This is a genomic window from Flavicella sp. IMCC45537 (assembly GCF_057197705.1).
Genome location: NZ_CM170067.1, coordinates 487,217 through 505,783 on the forward strand (window position 1 = coordinate 487,217; position 18,567 = coordinate 505,783).

The 18,567-nt window shown below is 32.3% G+C and carries 19 protein-coding genes; 4 read left to right on the forward strand and 15 right to left on the reverse strand.

Annotated elements, in window-relative coordinates:
• From AC2DGP_RS02240 to pyrR, 11 genes are all read right to left on the reverse strand, one after another.
• Complete coding sequence (locus AC2DGP_RS02240) at positions 1-753, reverse strand: helix-turn-helix domain-containing protein (RefSeq protein WP_484491405.1); 753 nt, start codon at positions 751-753, stop codon at positions 1-3.
• Positions 754-921: 168 nt separating this feature from the next.
• The gene (locus AC2DGP_RS02245) at positions 922-1,872 is read right to left on the reverse strand and encodes an SDR family NAD(P)-dependent oxidoreductase (protein WP_484491406.1); all 951 of its coding nucleotides are present in this window, start codon (positions 1,870-1,872) and stop codon (positions 922-924) included.
• A 590-nt stretch (positions 1,873-2,462) separates the two neighbouring features.
• A complete protein-coding gene (locus AC2DGP_RS02250) occupies positions 2,463-2,954 on the reverse strand; it encodes an SRPBCC family protein (RefSeq protein ID WP_484491407.1) in 492 nt (163 codons plus the stop codon).
• A gap of 119 nt (positions 2,955-3,073) precedes the next feature.
• On the reverse strand, positions 3,074-4,138 hold the full coding sequence (locus tag AC2DGP_RS02255; RefSeq protein WP_484491408.1) for an ArsO family NAD(P)H-dependent flavin-containing monooxygenase: 1,065 nt from the start codon (positions 4,136-4,138) through the stop codon (positions 3,074-3,076).
• A 27-nt stretch (positions 4,139-4,165) separates the two neighbouring features.
• Complete coding sequence (locus AC2DGP_RS02260; protein ID WP_484491409.1) at positions 4,166-4,816, reverse strand: class I SAM-dependent methyltransferase; 651 nt, start codon at positions 4,814-4,816, stop codon at positions 4,166-4,168.
• An 87-nt stretch (positions 4,817-4,903) separates the two neighbouring features.
• Entirely contained in the window at positions 4,904-5,536 is a 633-nt protein-coding gene (locus tag AC2DGP_RS02265; protein WP_484491410.1) for a hypothetical protein, read from the reverse strand.
• 18 nt (positions 5,537-5,554) lie between these two features.
• Positions 5,555-6,985 carry a DNA recombination protein RmuC gene (locus AC2DGP_RS02270; RefSeq protein WP_484491411.1) on the reverse strand — a complete coding sequence of 477 codons (1,431 nt, stop codon included), beginning with the start codon at positions 6,983-6,985 and terminating at the stop codon, positions 5,555-5,557.
• A gap of 111 nt (positions 6,986-7,096) precedes the next feature.
• Positions 7,097-8,017 carry a ribonuclease Z gene (locus AC2DGP_RS02275; protein ID WP_484491412.1) on the reverse strand — a complete coding sequence of 307 codons (921 nt, stop codon included), beginning with the start codon at positions 8,015-8,017 and terminating at the stop codon, positions 7,097-7,099.
• 13 nt (positions 8,018-8,030) lie between these two features.
• On the reverse strand, positions 8,031-8,360 hold the full coding sequence (locus tag AC2DGP_RS02280; RefSeq protein WP_484491413.1) for a hypothetical protein: 330 nt from the start codon (positions 8,358-8,360) through the stop codon (positions 8,031-8,033).
• A gap of 23 nt (positions 8,361-8,383) precedes the next feature.
• Positions 8,384-9,313, reverse strand: coding sequence for an aspartate carbamoyltransferase catalytic subunit (locus AC2DGP_RS02285; protein WP_300323737.1), 930 nt, complete (start codon positions 9,311-9,313; stop codon positions 8,384-8,386).
• Positions 9,314-9,316: 3 nt separating this feature from the next.
• Positions 9,317-9,859 (reverse strand): bifunctional pyr operon transcriptional regulator/uracil phosphoribosyltransferase PyrR, encoded by a 543-nt coding sequence (gene pyrR / locus AC2DGP_RS02290; RefSeq protein ID WP_484492475.1) that lies wholly within the window; start codon positions 9,857-9,859, stop codon positions 9,317-9,319.
• A 315-nt stretch (positions 9,860-10,174) separates the two neighbouring features.
• On the opposite strand from pyrR, the gene AC2DGP_RS02295 reads away from it, so the two are divergent.
• The 4 genes from AC2DGP_RS02295 (at position 10,175) to AC2DGP_RS02310 (ending at position 14,892) form a co-directional block, all read left to right on the forward strand.
• Entirely contained in the window at positions 10,175-11,536 is a 1,362-nt protein-coding gene (locus AC2DGP_RS02295; protein WP_484491414.1) for a tetratricopeptide repeat protein, read from the forward strand.
• Positions 11,537-11,644: 108 nt separating this feature from the next.
• Positions 11,645-12,847 carry a Gfo/Idh/MocA family protein gene (locus AC2DGP_RS02300; protein WP_484491415.1) on the forward strand — a complete coding sequence of 401 codons (1,203 nt, stop codon included), beginning with the start codon at positions 11,645-11,647 and terminating at the stop codon, positions 12,845-12,847.
• A gap of 86 nt (positions 12,848-12,933) precedes the next feature.
• Positions 12,934-13,860, forward strand: a complete 927-nt coding sequence (locus AC2DGP_RS02305; protein WP_484491416.1) for a polyprenyl-phosphate transporter — start codon at positions 12,934-12,936, stop codon at positions 13,858-13,860.
• 12 nt (positions 13,861-13,872) lie between these two features.
• Positions 13,873-14,892 (forward strand): DUF368 domain-containing protein, encoded by a 1,020-nt coding sequence (locus AC2DGP_RS02310; protein ID WP_484491417.1) that lies wholly within the window; start codon positions 13,873-13,875, stop codon positions 14,890-14,892.
• Between the two features lie 35 nt (positions 14,893-14,927).
• On the opposite strand, the gene folD is transcribed toward AC2DGP_RS02310, so the two are convergent.
• The 4 genes from folD to msrB (AC2DGP_RS02330) all read right to left on the reverse strand — a co-directional run bounded on the left by folD (position 14,928) and on the right by msrB (AC2DGP_RS02330) (position 18,552).
• Positions 14,928-15,800, reverse strand: a complete 873-nt coding sequence (gene folD, locus AC2DGP_RS02315; protein ID WP_484491418.1) for a bifunctional methylenetetrahydrofolate dehydrogenase/methenyltetrahydrofolate cyclohydrolase FolD — start codon at positions 15,798-15,800, stop codon at positions 14,928-14,930.
• 31 nt (positions 15,801-15,831) lie between these two features.
• On the reverse strand, positions 15,832-17,160 hold the full coding sequence (gene ffh / locus AC2DGP_RS02320) for a signal recognition particle protein (protein ID WP_484491419.1): 1,329 nt from the start codon (positions 17,158-17,160) through the stop codon (positions 15,832-15,834).
• Positions 17,161-17,699: 539 nt separating this feature from the next.
• Complete coding sequence (msrB, locus tag AC2DGP_RS02325) at positions 17,700-18,095, reverse strand: peptide-methionine (R)-S-oxide reductase MsrB (RefSeq protein WP_484491420.1); 396 nt, start codon at positions 18,093-18,095, stop codon at positions 17,700-17,702.
• Positions 18,096-18,099: 4 nt separating this feature from the next.
• Entirely contained in the window at positions 18,100-18,552 is a 453-nt protein-coding gene (gene msrB / locus AC2DGP_RS02330; RefSeq protein WP_484491421.1) for a peptide-methionine (R)-S-oxide reductase MsrB, read from the reverse strand.
• Positions 18,553-18,567 lie beyond the last annotated feature (15 nt).

The following is an 18,567-nucleotide window of genomic DNA, read 5'->3' on the forward strand; positions in this document are numbered from 1 at the left end:
TTAATTCATTTTATATTTTTGTCTAAATTCTGTAGGGCTGATGCCTTCTTTTTTTCTGAATAACCTTGAAAAATAAGGAGGATATTCAAAGCCTAATTCATAAGCAACTTCTGCAATACTCTTGTTGGGGGTTAATAAAATATTTTTTGCTTCATTGATTAATTGCAATTGCAAATGTTCGGTACTACTTTTACCTGTTTCTTTTTTTAGTGTATCACTTAAATATCTTTGAGAGACCCCAATTTGAGTGGCAATTTTTTCTATACTAGGAATTCCATTTTTTTGTAACTGTCCTGATTCAAAATAATGATTCATATGTTGATTAAAACTTTCTAAAAGTGAATTTGATAGTTCTTTTCTGTTTAGAAATTGCCTTTCATAGAAACGATTTGCATATTTTAAAAGTGTAGATAATTGAGAAATAATAATCTCTTTGCTAAACGCATCTTGATTGTTTTGGTATTCAATTTTTATATTTTCTACAATAGATTCTAGTTGTATTTCTTCCTTAGGTGATAAGTGTAAAGACTCATTAACAGTGTATGAAAAAAAGCCGTATTTTTTTATTTCTTGATCCAGTTCGGTACCTTTTAAAAAATCTTCATGAAAATTAATAGAAAAGCCTTTCTGATCGTAAACAACACTTTCATCCCATTGTAATACTTGCCTTGGGGCAATAAAAATCAATGCACCATTGGAAAAATCATACCGTGTTCTGCCATAATTAAGATCTCCTTGAATTATTTTTTTCAAACTAATCGAATAACAGTCGTTTGTAATAGGAGGAGAGCTTTTTATAGGGCAAGGTAAAAAGCCTTCTCCTTTTTCAGAAAAAACACTTAGCATAGGATGTTCCGGTCTAGGAAGGCCTAAATAATCAATATAGGAAACTAATGTTTTAAAGTGTTGCATCATACAAATTTAAAAATTCCATTGAATACCAGTTTCTTTTTCTGAAAGTTCCCATAATTTTTTTGTAACAAAACTATCTTTAGCATGAGGTTCTAATGTATGAGCACCTACGGGACCTGTCCAATAATTTCTACCGGTTGGGCCATAAAATTCGTTTTGATCTAAATTAGGCTCGGTAGCACACATTAATTGTGGGTATGCGCCTTTTTCAGCAGATTGTGTTAAAGGAGAAAGTTTCATTAAATTGAAAATAAACTTCATCATAAAACTACCACTTGAATTTATCAAGTTTGTTCTTGAGGAACCAGGATGACAAGCATAAGCTTTTACATTTGTGTTATGGACTTCTTTTAGTTTGTTTTGAAGTTCGTAAATTGTCATAATTTGAGCAAGTTTACTTTGGCTGTAAGCATTATTTGGAGTATAATCTTTGTCCCAATTTAGATCATCAAATTTAATGGTCTTAAGGCCCATGTTATATCCTAGACTTCCAACAGTAACAATCCTTCCTTTTGATTTTTCTATCAGTGGAAAAAGTAATGCTTGTAGTGAAAAGTTGCCAAAGAAGTTTGTTCCCATTTGACTTTCCCAACCATCAACTGTTAACTTTTTAGTTGGTACTTGTGCTATTGCTGCATTACAAATTAAAGCGTCAATTTTTGGAATGGTTTTGATGATTTCGGCAGCAGCCTCCTTTACTGAAGTTTGTACTGATAAATCCATTTTAAGAGATACAACATCAATTTGATCACCAAGTTCTTGTTTGATGATTTTTATAGAGTGCTCCGCTTTCTGTGTGTTTCGATTAAGCATAACCACTTTGGCACCTTTTGAAAGCAAGATTTTTGCCGCTTCAAATCCAGTTCCACTTGTTGTACCCGTAATTATATATGTTTTTCCATTTAAATTACTTATTCTGTCGGGCGTCCAACCTTTTTTACCGTATTTATTTGTATTCATAATAGCACATTTTTAAACGATTAATAATGATACAAAGATAATAGCGATTACCTTTTACTGAGTTATACATATTTTCATATGTCGTATACTTTTTGGAATATTTAACTAGTTTTTAGTTTTTTAGCCACTACAAAATGCTCTATGTATCATGTATTGTTCCTAACCTTCAGCCGCTTTTTTTTCTACAAGTTCATCAGTAAATCCGGTTCGTGAGATCAAATGTTCATTAAAATCAGGAGTGACTTTTTTAGTAATCCAAACAGTCAGTTTATGCTCCATGATTTTAATAATACTTGCATTAAGAACAAATGTTTTAGCTAATGGATCAAAAAATTACGCGTTTATCTGCTTTAGCTAGGCTTTCAATTATGCGTTGTTTTGTAACGCCTTGTGATATAACGTCTCTTTTGAAAATAAAATTAGTCGTCTCTAACATTTATGAATTCAAATTTATTAAATTCAATTAACTAGTCTGAATTATTTTAGAAATTAACTCAATGAATAGGTAATTGACGTATTCATTGAGTTAAGGTAACTTTAATTAATGTAAGACATTAATTCAGATAAATGCGTAAATTAAAAAATGTGTTTTATTGGTTATATTTCTTAAAAACAGTGTTGTAATTGTCTTTGTTTACTGTTTTTCCAGTTTCTAGGTAATATTTTAGACCAAAAAGATGTTGTTTCAAACCTTTTCCTAATTGCCTTTTCATTAAGGAAATCATAAACTTAGGAGAAGAGGTGACTACGGAAGTCATAGTGATCAGGGTTTTATTTTCTTCAATGGTTGTTAATTCATAAACTGCCGACATATCTTTTAAGAAAGGAAGGTTGTGTTTATCGGCAACAACTTTGAATCTTTTATTTCGATCGACTTCTGTAATGGTTTCCTCCAAGTATAGCTTCTCGTTAAAAGTTACATGTCTAGGACAATTTAAATCCCCCTTAGAAAAATGTTCTAAATATTTAGAACTTGTCATGTTTGGATTATGGGTATGAATGTCGCCGTATTGCTCAAATAGTACCTCCCAAACTTTATCTGCTGATACATTTACTGTTTCTTGAAATTTTGATGTGCTCATTTTGTTTTAGTTTTAAACAAAAGTAATGGTCAAGTATGACAAGGGTGTGTCAGGGGTATTGTGTTTTTTTGACCAAGTTAGGGAAGTTTAAATTATGCTACCCACTTATTTGACAATCGTTAGTTGTTTTTAAAAAATGAAATGATTTCTAACACTGTTTGTTTGGCTGTTTTACCAACACCATATATGGTTGCAGACGCGAATCCAGTCCAATTTCCATAGCCAACTAACCAAAGTGTAGGTTCATCAATAGAACGACAAGTATTGGTTTTAATCTTGTTGTTTTCTATAATGTTTAAGTTTTCTAAATGCTTTAGATTAGGGCTAAAACCTGTACACCAAATAACCATGTCAAACTTTTCTTTTGTGCCGTTACTCCAAATGACACCTTGATCATAAAAAGATTTGAAAGGTCTATGATCTTTGTAGATACCTTTTTCTAATCCTTCTTTTACACTTTCTACTTGAACTATGTTGTTTAAAGAAATTTTTTCTTTGGTATTGTCTGTTTCTTTTTTTAGATAACTGTTATTTGCTTGTATAAATAGATAGCGACCATCAATATCTTCTGGTAAAAATACAGGGGTGTCAATTGTAACCCAGGTAGTTTGATTGGTTTTTGAAACTTCTGCTAGAATTTGTGATCCTGAGTTTCCGGCTCCAATCAGAAGAATTTTTTTATCATTAATATCATTGGTGTTTTTGTAATTTATAGAATGAATTTGTTTTCCTTGAAATAAGTGAGCATTTGGGTATTGGGGGATAAAAGGGGATAGGTAGGTCCCGGTAGCACTCACCAAAGTTTTGCATAAAAAGTTCCCTTGGTTGGTTTCTAATTGGAAAATAGCACTGTGTTTAGAAACCTTAATTACGTTGCAATTACGTTTTATAGGGAAATTATAGCGCTTTTCGTAGCCCTTTAAATAGTTTAGGAATTCTGTTTTTGTAGGATACTCATTTTCGGTTTCAGGCATTTGCCAGCCGGATAAAGAGCTGTATTGCGATGGAGAAAATAATTTCAAACTATCCCAAGTATGTAACCAAGCACCTCCAGCTTTTGATTGGTTGTCTAAGATTAAAAAATTTAAATTGGTTTTTCGCAGATAATATGCTACCGAAAGTCCCGCTTGTCCACCACCGATAATAATTGTGTCATAAATTTCTAATTCCGAAGTATCAACCATAAGTTCTTGAATTATAAAATCAAGAAGTTATGAATTTTTTTCGAATAGAGATAAATGAATTTCCTCACCAATATGGGTTTCTAGACTTTTGAAATTTTCAATTAGTAGGAACCCATTTTTTTCAAAAGAATCTATGTAGTTATGATTTAAAAGCCAAGGTGGACCATTTTCGTAATTTCTTTTGGAAGTCTGAACTTCTGTAATGATCATTAATCTACCCTTTGGCTTTACAAAATCAGATATGTTATTAATTAAAACAGCCTCATATTTAGGAGGAAGTGCTTGAATAGTGAAAATCTCCAAAACAAAATCATACTTTTCTTTCCATTCTGGTACCCCTGCAAGTAGGTCACTTTTTAGAAATTTCACCTTGGTGGCAGGAAATCGTTTTTTACATATCTCAATGGCACTTTCAGAAACATCGAAAGCAGTTACCTTATAGCCATTTCTCTCAAGTTCAATAGCATCATCACCTAATCCGCAGCCAATAACTAAAGCTGTCTTGTTATTCTGTATTGGAGTCTTGTTCTGTATCCAGTTTTGGAATAGCGGATGTGCTTGCATATTGGCCCAAGGCACACCCTGACCAGAATCATTGGAATCAGCATATAAATTTTCAAACCAATCGTTGGGTTTGTCTTCTTGAATACCTAGTTTTTTTCTGAATTCATGATTCATATGGTGATTGTTTATTGCGTCAAAGGAATTTCTAAATTCGCTAAAAAGGTTTTATACAAAATTGAATTTTAGGTATACTCTTAAAAGCTATAGCATTCCAATGGTGCTTCTTGACGAACTTCTTATCTTTTCTATACCAATGATAATATTGTAATTCCTATACTCTCCAATTCTGGGGTCGTATAATTCTTGTTGCTTGTAAGTAATCGATACGGCTTTACTTTTCATTGTCTTATAATCTGTAAATAAGTCAATTTTACTTTCAACATAGTAAAGCCAAATAAATTTTTTAGTTTTACCAGTCCCATCCTTAAGGAGGAAGGTTACAAATTGATTTTCTTCAATGTCTACAATCTTTCCTTGTATTTTTAGGGATACTTCTTCTAGTATAGGATCTTCATTTCTTTTAGCAATTTCCATCATGGTATTTGGACAAGATCCAATCATTTGCATTCCGATAAGTTCTCCCAACTGTTCCGCTTGTCCGTCAATATGATTGAAATCAATATTGAAATCTTTTTTGAGTTTCTTTTTATAGGGTTTTGCTGAAGCTATCATACAAATACCAAGTTGCATATTGTAATTATCATTGCTTAAAGAATCAGGGATTTTACTGGCACACAGACAAGTTTTATCCGCTATTTTTTTTATGTAGTCTTGACAGATTCCGCCAAAACTAACAGAAATGAGTAGTATGATTAAAAGGTACTTTTTTTTCATCTCGATTTTGTTTTTTATTTAGGAGTCCGATTCTTGAGCACGTTCTAAAAGCGTATTCGGTAGCGCTTTTTTAGCCTTAGCACCTAATTTTTTAATTTTTTCAACGCTAGTGATAAGGTTTCCACGACCGTTAACAAGTTTATTCATAGCACCTTCGTATTCGGTTTTTGTGTCTTTAAGTTTGTTTCCTACTTTTATTAAATCTTGTAGCAATCCTTCAAATTTATCATACAAGGCACCAGCTTGTCTTGCTATTTCAATAGCATTTTTTTGTTGCTTTTCATTTTGCCACATACTATCGATAGTTCTAAGGGTAGCTAATAATGTTGAAGGGGTAACAATCACAATATTTTTTACAAAGGCTTTGTTGTATAGTTCATGATCTGCTTCAAGTGCCACGGCAAACGCAGGTTCTATTGGGATAAATAATAACACAAAGTCTGGAGATTCAATTTGGTGTAAATCTTCGTATTTTTTTGCACTTAACTGGTCCACATGTCTTTTTAAAGAATTTACATGTTCTTTGATAAAAGTAATCCTTTCATTTTCGGTTTCAGCATTCACATACTGTTCGTACGCAGTTAAGGATACCTTAGAATCCACTACCATTTTTCTGTTGTCGGGTAGGTTGATAATTACATCAGGCCTTAATCTTGTTTTTCCTTCTTCCTCTGTAGCAAAACTTTTTTCCAAATCATATTCTCTTCCTTTTTCAAGTCCAGATTTTTCTAAGACTCTTTCAAGAATTAATTCACCCCAATTCCCTTGAGTTTTGCTATCTCCTTTTAAGGCTTTTGTTAGATTAATGGCCTCTTGACTCATTTTTAAGTTTAGTTTCTCTAGGCCTTCTATTTGTTGTTTTAAAGCAGAATTTCTAACAATACTTTCTTTATTGGTGTCTTCTACCTTTTTTTCAAAAGTTTGAATTTTTTCTTTTAACGGGTTCAATATTTCTCCAATACTTTCCTTGTTTTGTTCTTTGAATTTTATAGATTTTTCGTCTAAGATTTTGTTTGCTAGGTTTTCAAATTCTTTTGTGAATTTTTCTTGAAGTTGTTCAACTTCTTGCTTGTTTTCTTTAAGCTTCACTTGTGTGTTTTTTAGTTCCGCTTCTAGTTTGGTATGTTCAATAGACAGGGTATTGTTTTTTTGTCGTAATTCTTCTAGTTCATTATCCTTTGCAGTCCTAAGTTGTTCTATGTTTTTGGCAGCTTCAAATTTAATTGTTTCCGTTGTTTTTTCTGATTTAGAGATGGTTTCAATCAAATTATTTTTTTCTGTTTCAGAAGAAATTTTCTGTTGTTCTAATTGTTGGTTTAATAAATTAATTTTTTCATCAGAGGCAATGGTTTCTTTGTCAGATTTTAGCTTAGAAATTTTTTGTCCGATTAGGTAGCCAACAAAACTTGCAACAAGAATAATTACAAGTAAAATTAAAGGGTTTTGCATTGAATAAATATTTTATAAAGATGGAATCTTCAACAAATTTACACAATAATTAAAATGAAAGAAGAGATAAAACTATGAAAAAAATAAATGTTATAAACAATAAGGTTATTGCTATTTAATTTCAAATACCTTTCCACTTTCGGCTAAAGATACCTTAGGGAATATGCTTGCTGCTTCCTCTTTAAAAAGATTCAAATCATCATAGCGAGAAGAGTAGTGGCCTAAGATTAATTGACCAACATTTGCTTGCTGTGCTATTGAGGCTGCTTCTTTTGCTGTAGAATGTTTGGTTCTGTCAGTTAATTCCTTTTTGTCTTCTAAAAATGTAGCTTCATGGTAGAGTAAGTCTACGTTTTTGATAATTGGAATAATGGGAGGGTGGTACTGAGTATCGCTGCAAAAAGCGTAAGACAGTGCTTTGTTAGGCGGGAAAGTTAATTTAGTATTGGCAATTGTACTTTTTCCATCTTCAGATGTAAAGTCTTTGCCTTTTTTTAAATTATGGTAATCGCAAATTTCTATCTCTGGATTTGCTTGGATGGCGTCCATGTTAAGTTTGCGTTCCCCTGTTTTTTCTTGAAATAAAAAACCATTCGTATACACCCTATGTTTTAGAGGAATGGTAAAAACTTTTACTTTTCTATCTTCAAAAATAAGTTCACTTTCATGACTCTCCAATTCATGAAAAAATAGTTTGTATTTGGTCCATGATTTGGCTAATTTAATTTGAAGTGTAATTACCTCCTTAATTCCTTTTGGTCCGTAAATATGCAAATCATTTTCTCGATTGTGTAATCCAAAAGTAGAAATCAAACCAATCAAACCATAGAAATGATCTCCATGGAGGTGAGAAATAAATATATGTTTTATTTTAGAAAAGGCAACTTTGTGTTTTCTTAATAACGTTTGGGTTCCTTCTCCGCAATCGATTAAAAAATTACGATCTTTAATTTCTAAAAATTGAGCAGTAGGAAAGGCGTTCTGTCTTGGAGAAGCAGAGTGACATCCTAAAATGGTTAGTTTAATGCTCATTTTTTGAAATTAATTAAAGTCCTAAGTCACGTTCAATAGCATCCATTTCCAAAGTATCCTCAGCTTCTATTAACGTAGGTACAACACTAAGTGTTTCGTCTTCTAAATCATCAATTTCAATACCTGAAGCAATGATGATAAAAGAAGTTCCATTTTCTTTTTTATTCATGGATATTTCTGAAAAACTATCTATTTGTGCTGTTGTAACTTCAAAAGCATCTATAAAATTTAGGAATAAGTTTTCTTTAGAAAAATCATCAATTTGAAACGTTTCAGAAAAGGCTTCGAATGAAGATTCTGTAACTTGAATGAGGGTGTAATTATCTTTTTTTTCAATATTCATTTTCAAAAAATTTAAAAGTAAAACTATCTTTTAATTTGCTCAGCCAATAAATAAATACAGGCCATTCTAACCGCAACACCATTCTCAACCTGATCTAAAATAATAGATTGATCTGAATCGGCTACATCACTTGTAATTTCAACCCCTCTATTGATAGGTCCAGGGTGCATAATAACAATTTCTTTGTCAAGTGAATTAAGGATTTCTTTATTAATTCCAAATAACTGCGTGTATTCTCTTGTAGAAGGGAAATATTTGATATCCATTCTTTCGTGTTGTACTCTAAGCACGTTTGCTACATCACACCATTCTAAAGCTTTTCTAAGGTTTGTTTCTACTTTTACTCCTAAACTTTCAATATGCTTCGGAATCAAAGTTGTTGGACCACATACTTTAACCTCTGCACCTTGCAGTTTCAAAGCAAAAATATTTGATAAAGCTACTCTTGAATGTAAAATATCTCCAATGATAACAACTTTTTTACCAGCCACGTCTCCTAATTTTTCTCGAATGGAATAGGAGTCTAATAAGGCTTGGGTTGGATGTTCGTGTGTACCGTCACCGGCATTGATTATTTTGGCATCTACATGTTCTGATAAAAATACTCCGGCTCCTACATTAGGGTGACGCATTACAACAATATCTACTTTCATAGAAAGAATATTGTTTACCGTATCAATTAAAGTTTCTCCTTTTTTAACAGACGATTGAGCCGCAGAGAAATTGATAACATCTGCAGAAAGTCTTTTTTCAGCTAATTCAAAAGAAAGTTTGGTTCTAGTACTGTTTTCAAAAAAGAGATTTGCAATGGTAATATCTCTTAATGATGGAACCTTTTTTATAGGTCTGTTGATCACCTCTTTAAAGTGATCGGCAGTTTCAAAAATCAAATCCAAATCTTGTGGATTCAAATGTTTAATACCTAATAAATTATTAACACTTAATGATTTCATTCTTTAATTGTTCGTTGTTAAATATACTGCATCTTCCGTGTCATTCTCATTCCAATGAACAGATACTTTTTCGTTATTGATTACATCTACTTGTCTCCCTCTATAGTCAGGTTGTATAGGTAAATGTCTACTAAACCTTCTGTCAATCAATACTAAAAGTTCAATTTGTTCGGGTCTCCCGTACGATTGTAAGGCAGCTAATGAGGCATTGATACTTCTACCTGAATATAAAACATCATCAATAATCACTACTTTTTTACCTTCCACTAGAAAATCAATCTGAGTAGAATTTGCCTCAAGAGGTGCTTCTCTTCTTCTAAAATCATCTCTAAAAAAAGTAATATCTAATTTCCCTAAAAGAATTTCTTTAATTTGATATTCTTCTTTTAAAAGTTTCGCAAGTCTGTCTGCTAAAAAAGTACCCCTAGGTTGAAGTCCAAGTAAAACGGTGTTTGAAAAATCATCATGATTTTCGATTAACTGACAGGCTAATCTATGTAAAATGATTTCAATTTCTCTAGAGTTTAGTAATATTTTGTTGCCCATATAACTGAATAGAAAGCTTGTTTTTGTTACAACAAATATACTCAAACAAATATGTTTTATTAAGTTAATGAGAAATATTTTAAAGGCAATTTTTTATGTAAAATCTTCATTTCTTTTCATGTGATAATTAATTAATTACAAGTTGAATAAAAATATTTTGGTGCGTTTTTTGATCATTATACTGATAAGCAGGGAGCTAAAGAGCCTGTTTTGTTGATTAAATTGTTAAAAACAATTTCTTTTTTCCGTATATTAAGAAAAGAGAAATACTAATTTTAAACAAGTAGAGTTATTGTTTCACCTAAAAGCAAGAATATGTCTTTATCAAAATTTGAATCGATGTTGAAAACCAACAAAGTGTATTTTTTTGATTCGTCTGAATTCGAAGAAATTATTCATTACTATTTAGATAATGGGCGGCATTCTTTGGCAAAAAAAGCAGTTAAATTAGGGCTTGAACAACATCCTAGTTCTATTTTGTTGAAATTGTTAGAAGTAGAGCTATTTATCTTTGAAGAGCAATTTGATACGGCCGAAAAGCTTTTGAATGAATTAGAAGCAATAGAACCTACCAATGAGGAGGTGCATATTCAAAGGGCCGCTATTTTTTCTAAAATAGACAAACACATAGAAGCGATTGATTCTCTAAAAATAGCCTTAGAATTTACAAATGATGTGGCAGATGTATCTTCATTGTTGGCCATGGAGTATCTTTATTTAGATGACTTTGATCAAGCTAGATTGAATTTTGCAAAATGTTTAGAAGTTGATTTTGAAGATTATTCTTCATTATATAATATCATCTATTGTTTTGATATGGATGAAAAGCATCAGGAGGCCATTGTTTATTTGAAGCAATATTTAGATATGAACCCTTACTGTGAAGTAGCTTGGCATCAATTAGGGAGGCAATATATGGTGTTAGAGAACCACGAAGAGGCTCTGAAAGCATTTGACTACGCTGTTTTAATTGATGAATCTTTTATTGGGGGCTATTTAGAGAAAGCGAAAACTTTGGAGATACTAGGGCGTTACGAGGAAGCTGTTGAAAATTATTCCATTTCTTTGGAGTTAGATGATCCAACTGCTTTTGTGTTTTTGCGTATGGGAGATTGTTTTAGAAATTTAAATCAATTGAAGAAGTCTGCAGAATTTTATAAAAAAGCAGTTAACGAAGATCCATTATTGGATAAAGCATGGATGTCTTTGACGGATGTATATTATTTATTAGAGGACTATTCAAAATCTTTATATTACATAAAAAAAGTACTTTCTATTGATGAGTTTAACGCTGTTTATTGGAGAAAATATGGGGAGATAAATATTAAACTAAGCTTTTTTGAAGAGGCAATAGTTGCGTTTAAACGTTGTCTGAGTTTGGATGATAAGTCTTTAGAGATTTGGTTAGCTCTTGCTGATGTTCAATATTATTTAGGAGATTATTCAGAATCTTTAAACACCTTGGTAAAGGCAAAAAAATATTTTAACGAAGCGGCTGAAATAGAGTTCAGGTTGTTTGGGTTATTTCTACAGTTAGGAGATAAGGATGCTTCCTATTTACACTTAAAAAACGGGTTAGCTATTGACTTTGAATTTCATGAAGTAATGAAAGAATTGTATCCTGGTTTTTTTAAAATAGAAGAAGTGAAGTCGATCATAGAAAATTTTAAAAAATAAAAGAGATATAAAAATTGTTCCAGATTAGGAACTTTTTTTATGCATTATTTGTAATAAAATACATTTTAGTATTAAAATAATTAGAGAAAAGCTTATTGAAAAAGAACTATGGAAAGAAGAGAGTTTGTTAAAAAAGGAAGTGCATTATCTGCAGGTTTATTTTTAGGGGGATCTGCGATGGCTACAGGTTTGTCAAGTGATTTATTTAAAAGAAATATCAGGCTCGCGATTATTGGTTCCGGAAGCCGTGGAATAGGGTTGTTGCCTGTTGTTAAATCTGTTCAGGGAATTGATGTTGTTGCACTTTGTGATGTGTTAGAGTTCCGATTGGTGAATGGATTAGCTAAAACCGATGGTACTGTAAAAGGATATAAGGATTATCGAGAAATTTTAAAAAATAAAAAAATCGACGCTGTTTTAATCGCTACACCTTTTTATACACATGAAAAAATAGCGATGGATGCTATAGAGGCTGGTAAACATGTGTATTGCGAAAAGACTACTGTTAAAGGAATTAATGGAATCAAGTCTTTGGTCGAAAAAGTAGAAAACTCAAAATTAATATTTCAAACTGGGCATCAATATCATAGTTCTAAATTGTATCAGAAAGTTGTAGAAATAATAAATTCTAAGGAAATCGGAGAAATTAGCTCTTTTGAGTGTCAATGGTACAGAAAAGGTGATTGGAGACAACCTGTGCCGAAACCTTCATTGGAAAGATCCATCAATTGGAGGATGTATAGAGAGTACTCAGGTGGATTAACAGCGGAGTTAAGTTCTCATCAAATAGATTTTGTAAATTGGGTATTAGGAGAAAATCCGAAAAAAATTATGGGTACTGGGGGGATCGATTTTTATCAAGACGGAAGAGAGACTTATGACAACACTCATTTGTTGTTTGAATATCCAAGTGGAGTGAAAGCAAGTTTTAAGTGCTTAACGGGTAATATACCAGGTGGCTATGAAATTAAGGTTATTGGAAGAAAAGGAGTAATTACAATTGGGCCGAATGCAGCTTGGATTAAATATTATTCTAAAGACCAAAAACCTTCAATAGGTTTAGTAGATGGAGTTTCTGGTGCCACAAAAACGAATGGTTATGGTTCTGATAAAGGAAAGAAAATAAACATATCTCATATGGAACCAACTAAACAAGCTTTGTTTGATTTTAAAGAAGCTATTGCAAACAAAACACAGCCGATTTCTAATATATATACAGGTGGACATACTGCTATAGCTGTCCAGATGTCACTAGACGCTATGTATACTGGTGTTACTCAGTATTGGAAAGAGTCCTATGATTTAAAATAAAAATACCTAAAAAATTATATTTGAAAGGATAGAGGTAGGAATTATCTCTTTTATAAATGTTACATTTGTTAAAATAAAATTTACATATGGAAAGATCAATTAAAGGATATATAGTCTTATTTTTAAAAGGAATGGCTATGGGGGCTGCTGATGTAGTACCAGGAGTTTCAGGAGGTACTATTGCATTTATCTCAGGTATCTATGAAGAACTTTTAGGTAGTATTAGTAGCATCAATTTCAAAACAATTTCTATTTTAAAAAAGGATGGAATAAAAGCTGCATGGAATTCAATAAATGGTAACTTTTTAAGTGTGTTACTCTTCGGAATAGCGGCAAGTGTTATATCATTAGCTAAAGGAATCTCTTACCTTTTAGAAACAGAGCCTATATTACTTTGGTCGTTTTTCTTTGGTTTGGTTTTGGCTAGTGTAATTTTTATAGGAAAACAAATTACAAAGTGGGATATTAAAACGGTGTTACTTATGGTAATTGGTGCAGGGATTGCTTATTATATAACTATATTAGAGCCGTTGGTGTCAGATGAAGCCTCTTTGTTGTTTTATTTTATATCAGGAGCTTTGGCTATTTGTGCTATGATTCTTCCTGGAATATCTGGGTCTTTTATATTGGTTCTGCTAGGTTCTTATAAGATGATTTTAGAAGCGATTCATTCCAGAGATATACAATTAATAGCTACAGTTGGAGCCGGAGTTGTAGTCGGGTTATTGAGTTTTTCTAAAATTTTAAAATGGTTGTTTTCAAACTTTAAAAATTTGACTTTAGCTGGATTAACTGGGTTTATTATTGGTTCATTAAATAAAATTTGGCCCTGGAAAGAAACCCTAACATGGAGAACGAATTCTCATGGTGAGGAGGTTCCATTGCTTCAAAAAAGTATAAGTCCTTTTGATTACGAAGATAACCAACTGTTATTAGCAGTTGTTCTGGCCATTGTTGGATATGCAGTTATCTTATTTTTAGAAAAAGTACAAGCAGAGAAAAAATTAGATTAAAATGATGTGCTGATGTCAGAAAAACGAAGTTCAAAAGAGAAAGTATTTCTTTTCCTTAAAGGATTGGCAATGGGTTCTGCAAATAAAGTACCAGGTGTTTCAGGTGGTGCAGTAGCTTTTGTCCTTGGTTTTTACGAAGAAATGATTTACACCTTTAGAAAGGTAAACATAAAAGCCTTTAAATTATTGATTGCAGGGAGATTCAGTTCTTTGTTTCAGTATTTAAATATTTCTTTTCTTTTGTTGGTAATGGGAGGAAGTCTATTTAGTTATTTTTCTGTATCTATAGTGTTAGATTTTCTTTTAACAGGTTATGAAACCTATGTGTGGAGTACTTTTTTTGGAATGATTTTGGGTTCTATTTATTATATAGGTAAAAACTATAAATATTGGAGTACAAAAAATTTAAGCTTTGTTTTATTGGGTATTTTGATTGGTGCAGCATTAAGTTATCTTCCTCCAGCAACGGAAAATAGTAACTTATGGTTTGTTTTCTTTTGTGGCGTTATTGGAGTTAGTGGTATGACAATCCCTGGTTTGTCTGGCTCTTTTATTTTGATGGTAATGGGAAATTATGTGTTGCTTTTGGTAGATAGTGTAAATGTAGTTTTTGAGGTAGCAAGCTCAGTTATTTTGGGACATTTTGAAGTATTGGACGTTGAAAAAAATATAAAATATATAAAGATTGCAATAACATTTTTCTTTGGGTCTTTTTTCGGTTTGATTACCTTATCTCATATTTTAGGATATGTTTTGAAGCGATGGAATCATATAGTAACGGCCTTGATTATTGGCTTTATTGTTGGTTCTTTAGGAATGGTATGGCCATGGAAAGAGAAGATTTTAGCAACAGAAAATGGTGTAGTTTTATTGGATAATGATGGAGTAGGAGTTGTTGAGAATTATAAGAGGTTTGTTCCCGATATGGGGATAGTTGAAAATTGGTATTCTGTACTTTTTATTTTATTTGGGGTAGGAGTTGTTTTAGCAATAGATTTTTATGAAAGAAAAAGAAAAGCCGTTACAAACTAAATTGTAACGGCTTTTTTTAATATTTGTGTTTTTTTTTATTTTCTACTGCAAGCTAATAAGGTATTCTTCAATAACATCGCGATAGTCATAGGACCTACACCACCTGGCACAGGAGTAATAAAATTAGCTTTTTTGCTAACACTTTCAAAGTGTACATCTCCGGCAAGTCTAAAACCACTTTTCTTTGAGGCATCGTCAACTCTAGTAATTCCAACATCAACAATAGTAACTCCTTCTTTTACCATGTCTCCTGTTAAGAATTCAGCTATACCAAGAGCTGCAACAATAATATCAGCTTCTTGAGTAATTTCTTTTAGGTTTTTTGTTCTACTATGAGTTAGAGTAACGGTAGCATTCCCAGCAGTTCTTTTTTGACTTAAAAGTATACTCATAGGTCGTCCTACAATATGACTTCTTCCAATAACCACAACGTTTTTTCCAGAAGTTTCAACCTTGTATCTTTCTAATAATTCCATGATTCCATAAGGAGTAGCTGGTAAGAAAGTAGGTAGTTCTAGTGCCATTTTTCCAACATTGGTTGGGTGAAATCCATCAACATCTTTATCAGGGTCAATAGCCATCAGAACTTTATGTTCGTCTATATGCTTTGGAAGTGGTAATTGAACTATAAATCCGTCTATTTCAGGATTGTTGTTTAAGTCAGCGATAACACTTAATACTTTTTCTTCAGTAGTTTCTTCAGGTAATTCAATCAAAGTAGATTCAAATCCAACTAAATTACATGCCTTTACTTTGGCACCTACATAGGTCATACTAGCACCATCAGTACCAACTAAAACAGCTGCTAAATGTGGTGTTTTTTTACCGTTGTTTTTTATCTCAACTACTGCTTCAGCAATTTCCGCTTTAATATCTGCAGAAGTTTGTTTTCCGTCTAAAATTGTCATGGTACAAATTTTTGTTTCTTTATAAAATGGTTTAGCGCATTCCTTGCATCATCTGCATCATTTTGCGGCCACCACCACCTTGCATCATTTTCATCATTTTACTCATTTGATTGAATTGCTTCATCAACTGATTTACCTCTTGAATGCTTGTTCCCGAACCTTTTGCGATTCTTTTTTTACGACTAGCATTGATTGATTTAGGGTCTGTTCTTTCTCCAGGTGTCATAGAATGAATAATTGCCTCGATACCTTTAAAAGCATCGTCATCAATATCAACATCTTTCATTGCTTTTCCTGCTCCAGGAATCATTCCCATTAAATCTTTAACGTTACCCATTTTTTTAATCTGTTGGATCTGTGCTAAGAAATCGTCAAATCCAAATTGATCTTTGGCAATTTTTTTCTGGATTTTTCGAGCTTCTTCTTCATCATATTGCTCTTGGGCTCTTTCAACCAAAGAAACAACATCTCCCATTCCAAGAATTCTATCGGCCATACGGTCTGGATGGAAAACATCAATAGCTTCCATTTTTTCACCAGTACCAATAAATTTAATTGGTTTGTTTACAACAGATTTAATAGATAAAGCGGCTCCACCGCGTGTATCACCGTCTAATTTTGTTAGAATTACTCCATCAAAATTTAATAAATCATTAAAGGCCTTCGCTGTGTTAACAGCATCTTGACCCGTCATTGAATCAACCACAAATAATGTTTCTTGTGGACTAACCGCCTTATGGATGTTAGAGATTTCGGTCATCATCTCTTGGTCAACGGCTAAACGACCAGCGGTATCAATTATTACTGTGTTTTTACCTGTAGCTTTGGCATGCTTGATAGCGTTAAGAGATATCTCTACGGGATTGTTATTCCCAACTTCTGCATATACTTCAACGCCAATTTGTTCACCAACAACCTGCAATTGATTTATTGCGGCCGGACGATAAACATCACATCCTACAAGTAATACTTGTTTCGATTTTTTTGATTTTAAATAGTTTGCTAATTTACCTGAAAAGGTAGTTTTACCTGACCCTTGCAATCCAGACATTAAAATTACAGTAGGATTTCCAGCTAAATTTACACCAACAGTTTCACCTCCCATCAACTCCGTTAACTCGTCTTTCACAAGTTTTACTAAAAGCTGGCTAGGGTTTAAGGTAGTCAATACATCTTGTCCAATAGCTTTTTCTTTTACTCTAGAAGTAAAATCTTTAGCAATTTTGTAGTTAACATCTGCAGTGATCAAAGCCTTACGAACTTCTTTCAGGGTTTCTGCAACATTTACTTCAGTAATTTTACCATGACCCTTTAAAACATGTAGAGCCTTGTCTAATTTTTCGCTTAAATTTTGAAACATACTATTAAATATAGATTTTTAAAGCGACAAAGATACTAGAAACTCGAAGTCTATCAAAGAGTACAGTAAAAATAATTTATGCTAATTTCTAGTAGCTAAAACGGTTCTCTTATAAACATAAGATCTATCATTTATACGAGAATATACATAATAAGTATTGCAACTCATACATTTATAAAGAGATGTGTAAGGAAGCATTTTCAATTTCAAAGGCCTTTTTGTTTTGTACCTTGTGTTTGATCCGCAAGAAGGACAATCTTTTCCCATTTTTTAATACATTAGGCTTTGGTATTCATTGTGATCTTAAAACTAGGTCTTTTATTCAAAAAAGATTTGTTAAGAGCAACAATATAAATAAAGGTAGCGTAGCAATTTGCACACTTATATCTGTAGGAACCCGGGATTAATTTCATCCATAGGTTTCTATTAATTCTAATTCGGTTACTTGAAGAATTACAGTTTGGACATGATTTACTCATGATTGTTATAGGTTTTCAAGAGGGGTATGTGGTTATACTATATTGAAATGTAAAATTAGTTTAATTTTTTTCATTTTCAAAATCTATTGATAACGAGTTGACACAATATCTTAAACCGGTGTTCGTCGGGCCGTCCTCAAAAACATGTCCCAAGTGTCCATCACAAGTACTACAAACAATTTCTGTTCTAGTTCTGCTTAATGAGGTGTCTTTTAAATAATTTATTTTATTAGGTAAAGACTTGTCAAAAGAAGGCCAACCGCAATGGGCATCAAATTTAGAATTAGATTCAAATAAAGGAGTACCACAGCCTTTACATGTATATCTCCCTTTTTCAAAGTGTAGATTAAATTTTCCAGTATGAGGGCGTTCTGTGCCTTTTTCACGAAGAATGTAATATTCATTTTCATTCAATTGCTCTTTCCATTCTTTTTCAGATTTCGTAATTTTTTTCATCAAATTATTTTTTAGGTTCAAAAGTTAAAGAAACGGAATTTATACAATATCTTAAACCAGTCGTTTTGGGTCCGTCGTTAAAAACATGTCCAAGATGTCCATCACAAAAGGCACAAACCACTTCAGTTCTTTTCATGCCATGACTGTTGTCAGAAATTTCTGAGACATTTTTATTTATAAATCTATCAAAAGAAGGCCAGCCACTGTAGGAATTATATTTGTTTTTGGAGTCAAATAAAGCAGTATTACAACCTTTACAATAGTAAATACCGGGCTCATAAAATTTATTATACTTTCCAGAAGAAGGAGCTTCAGTACCTTTTTCTCGCAAAACATAATATTCCATTTCAGACAATTGCTGTTTCCATTCTTTATCCGTTTTTATTATTTTTTTTTGAGAAACTGCATTTAGAGTTGTTAGTAGGGTTAGGAGTACTATAGATATTTGGTATTTCATATGTTGAACATTTTC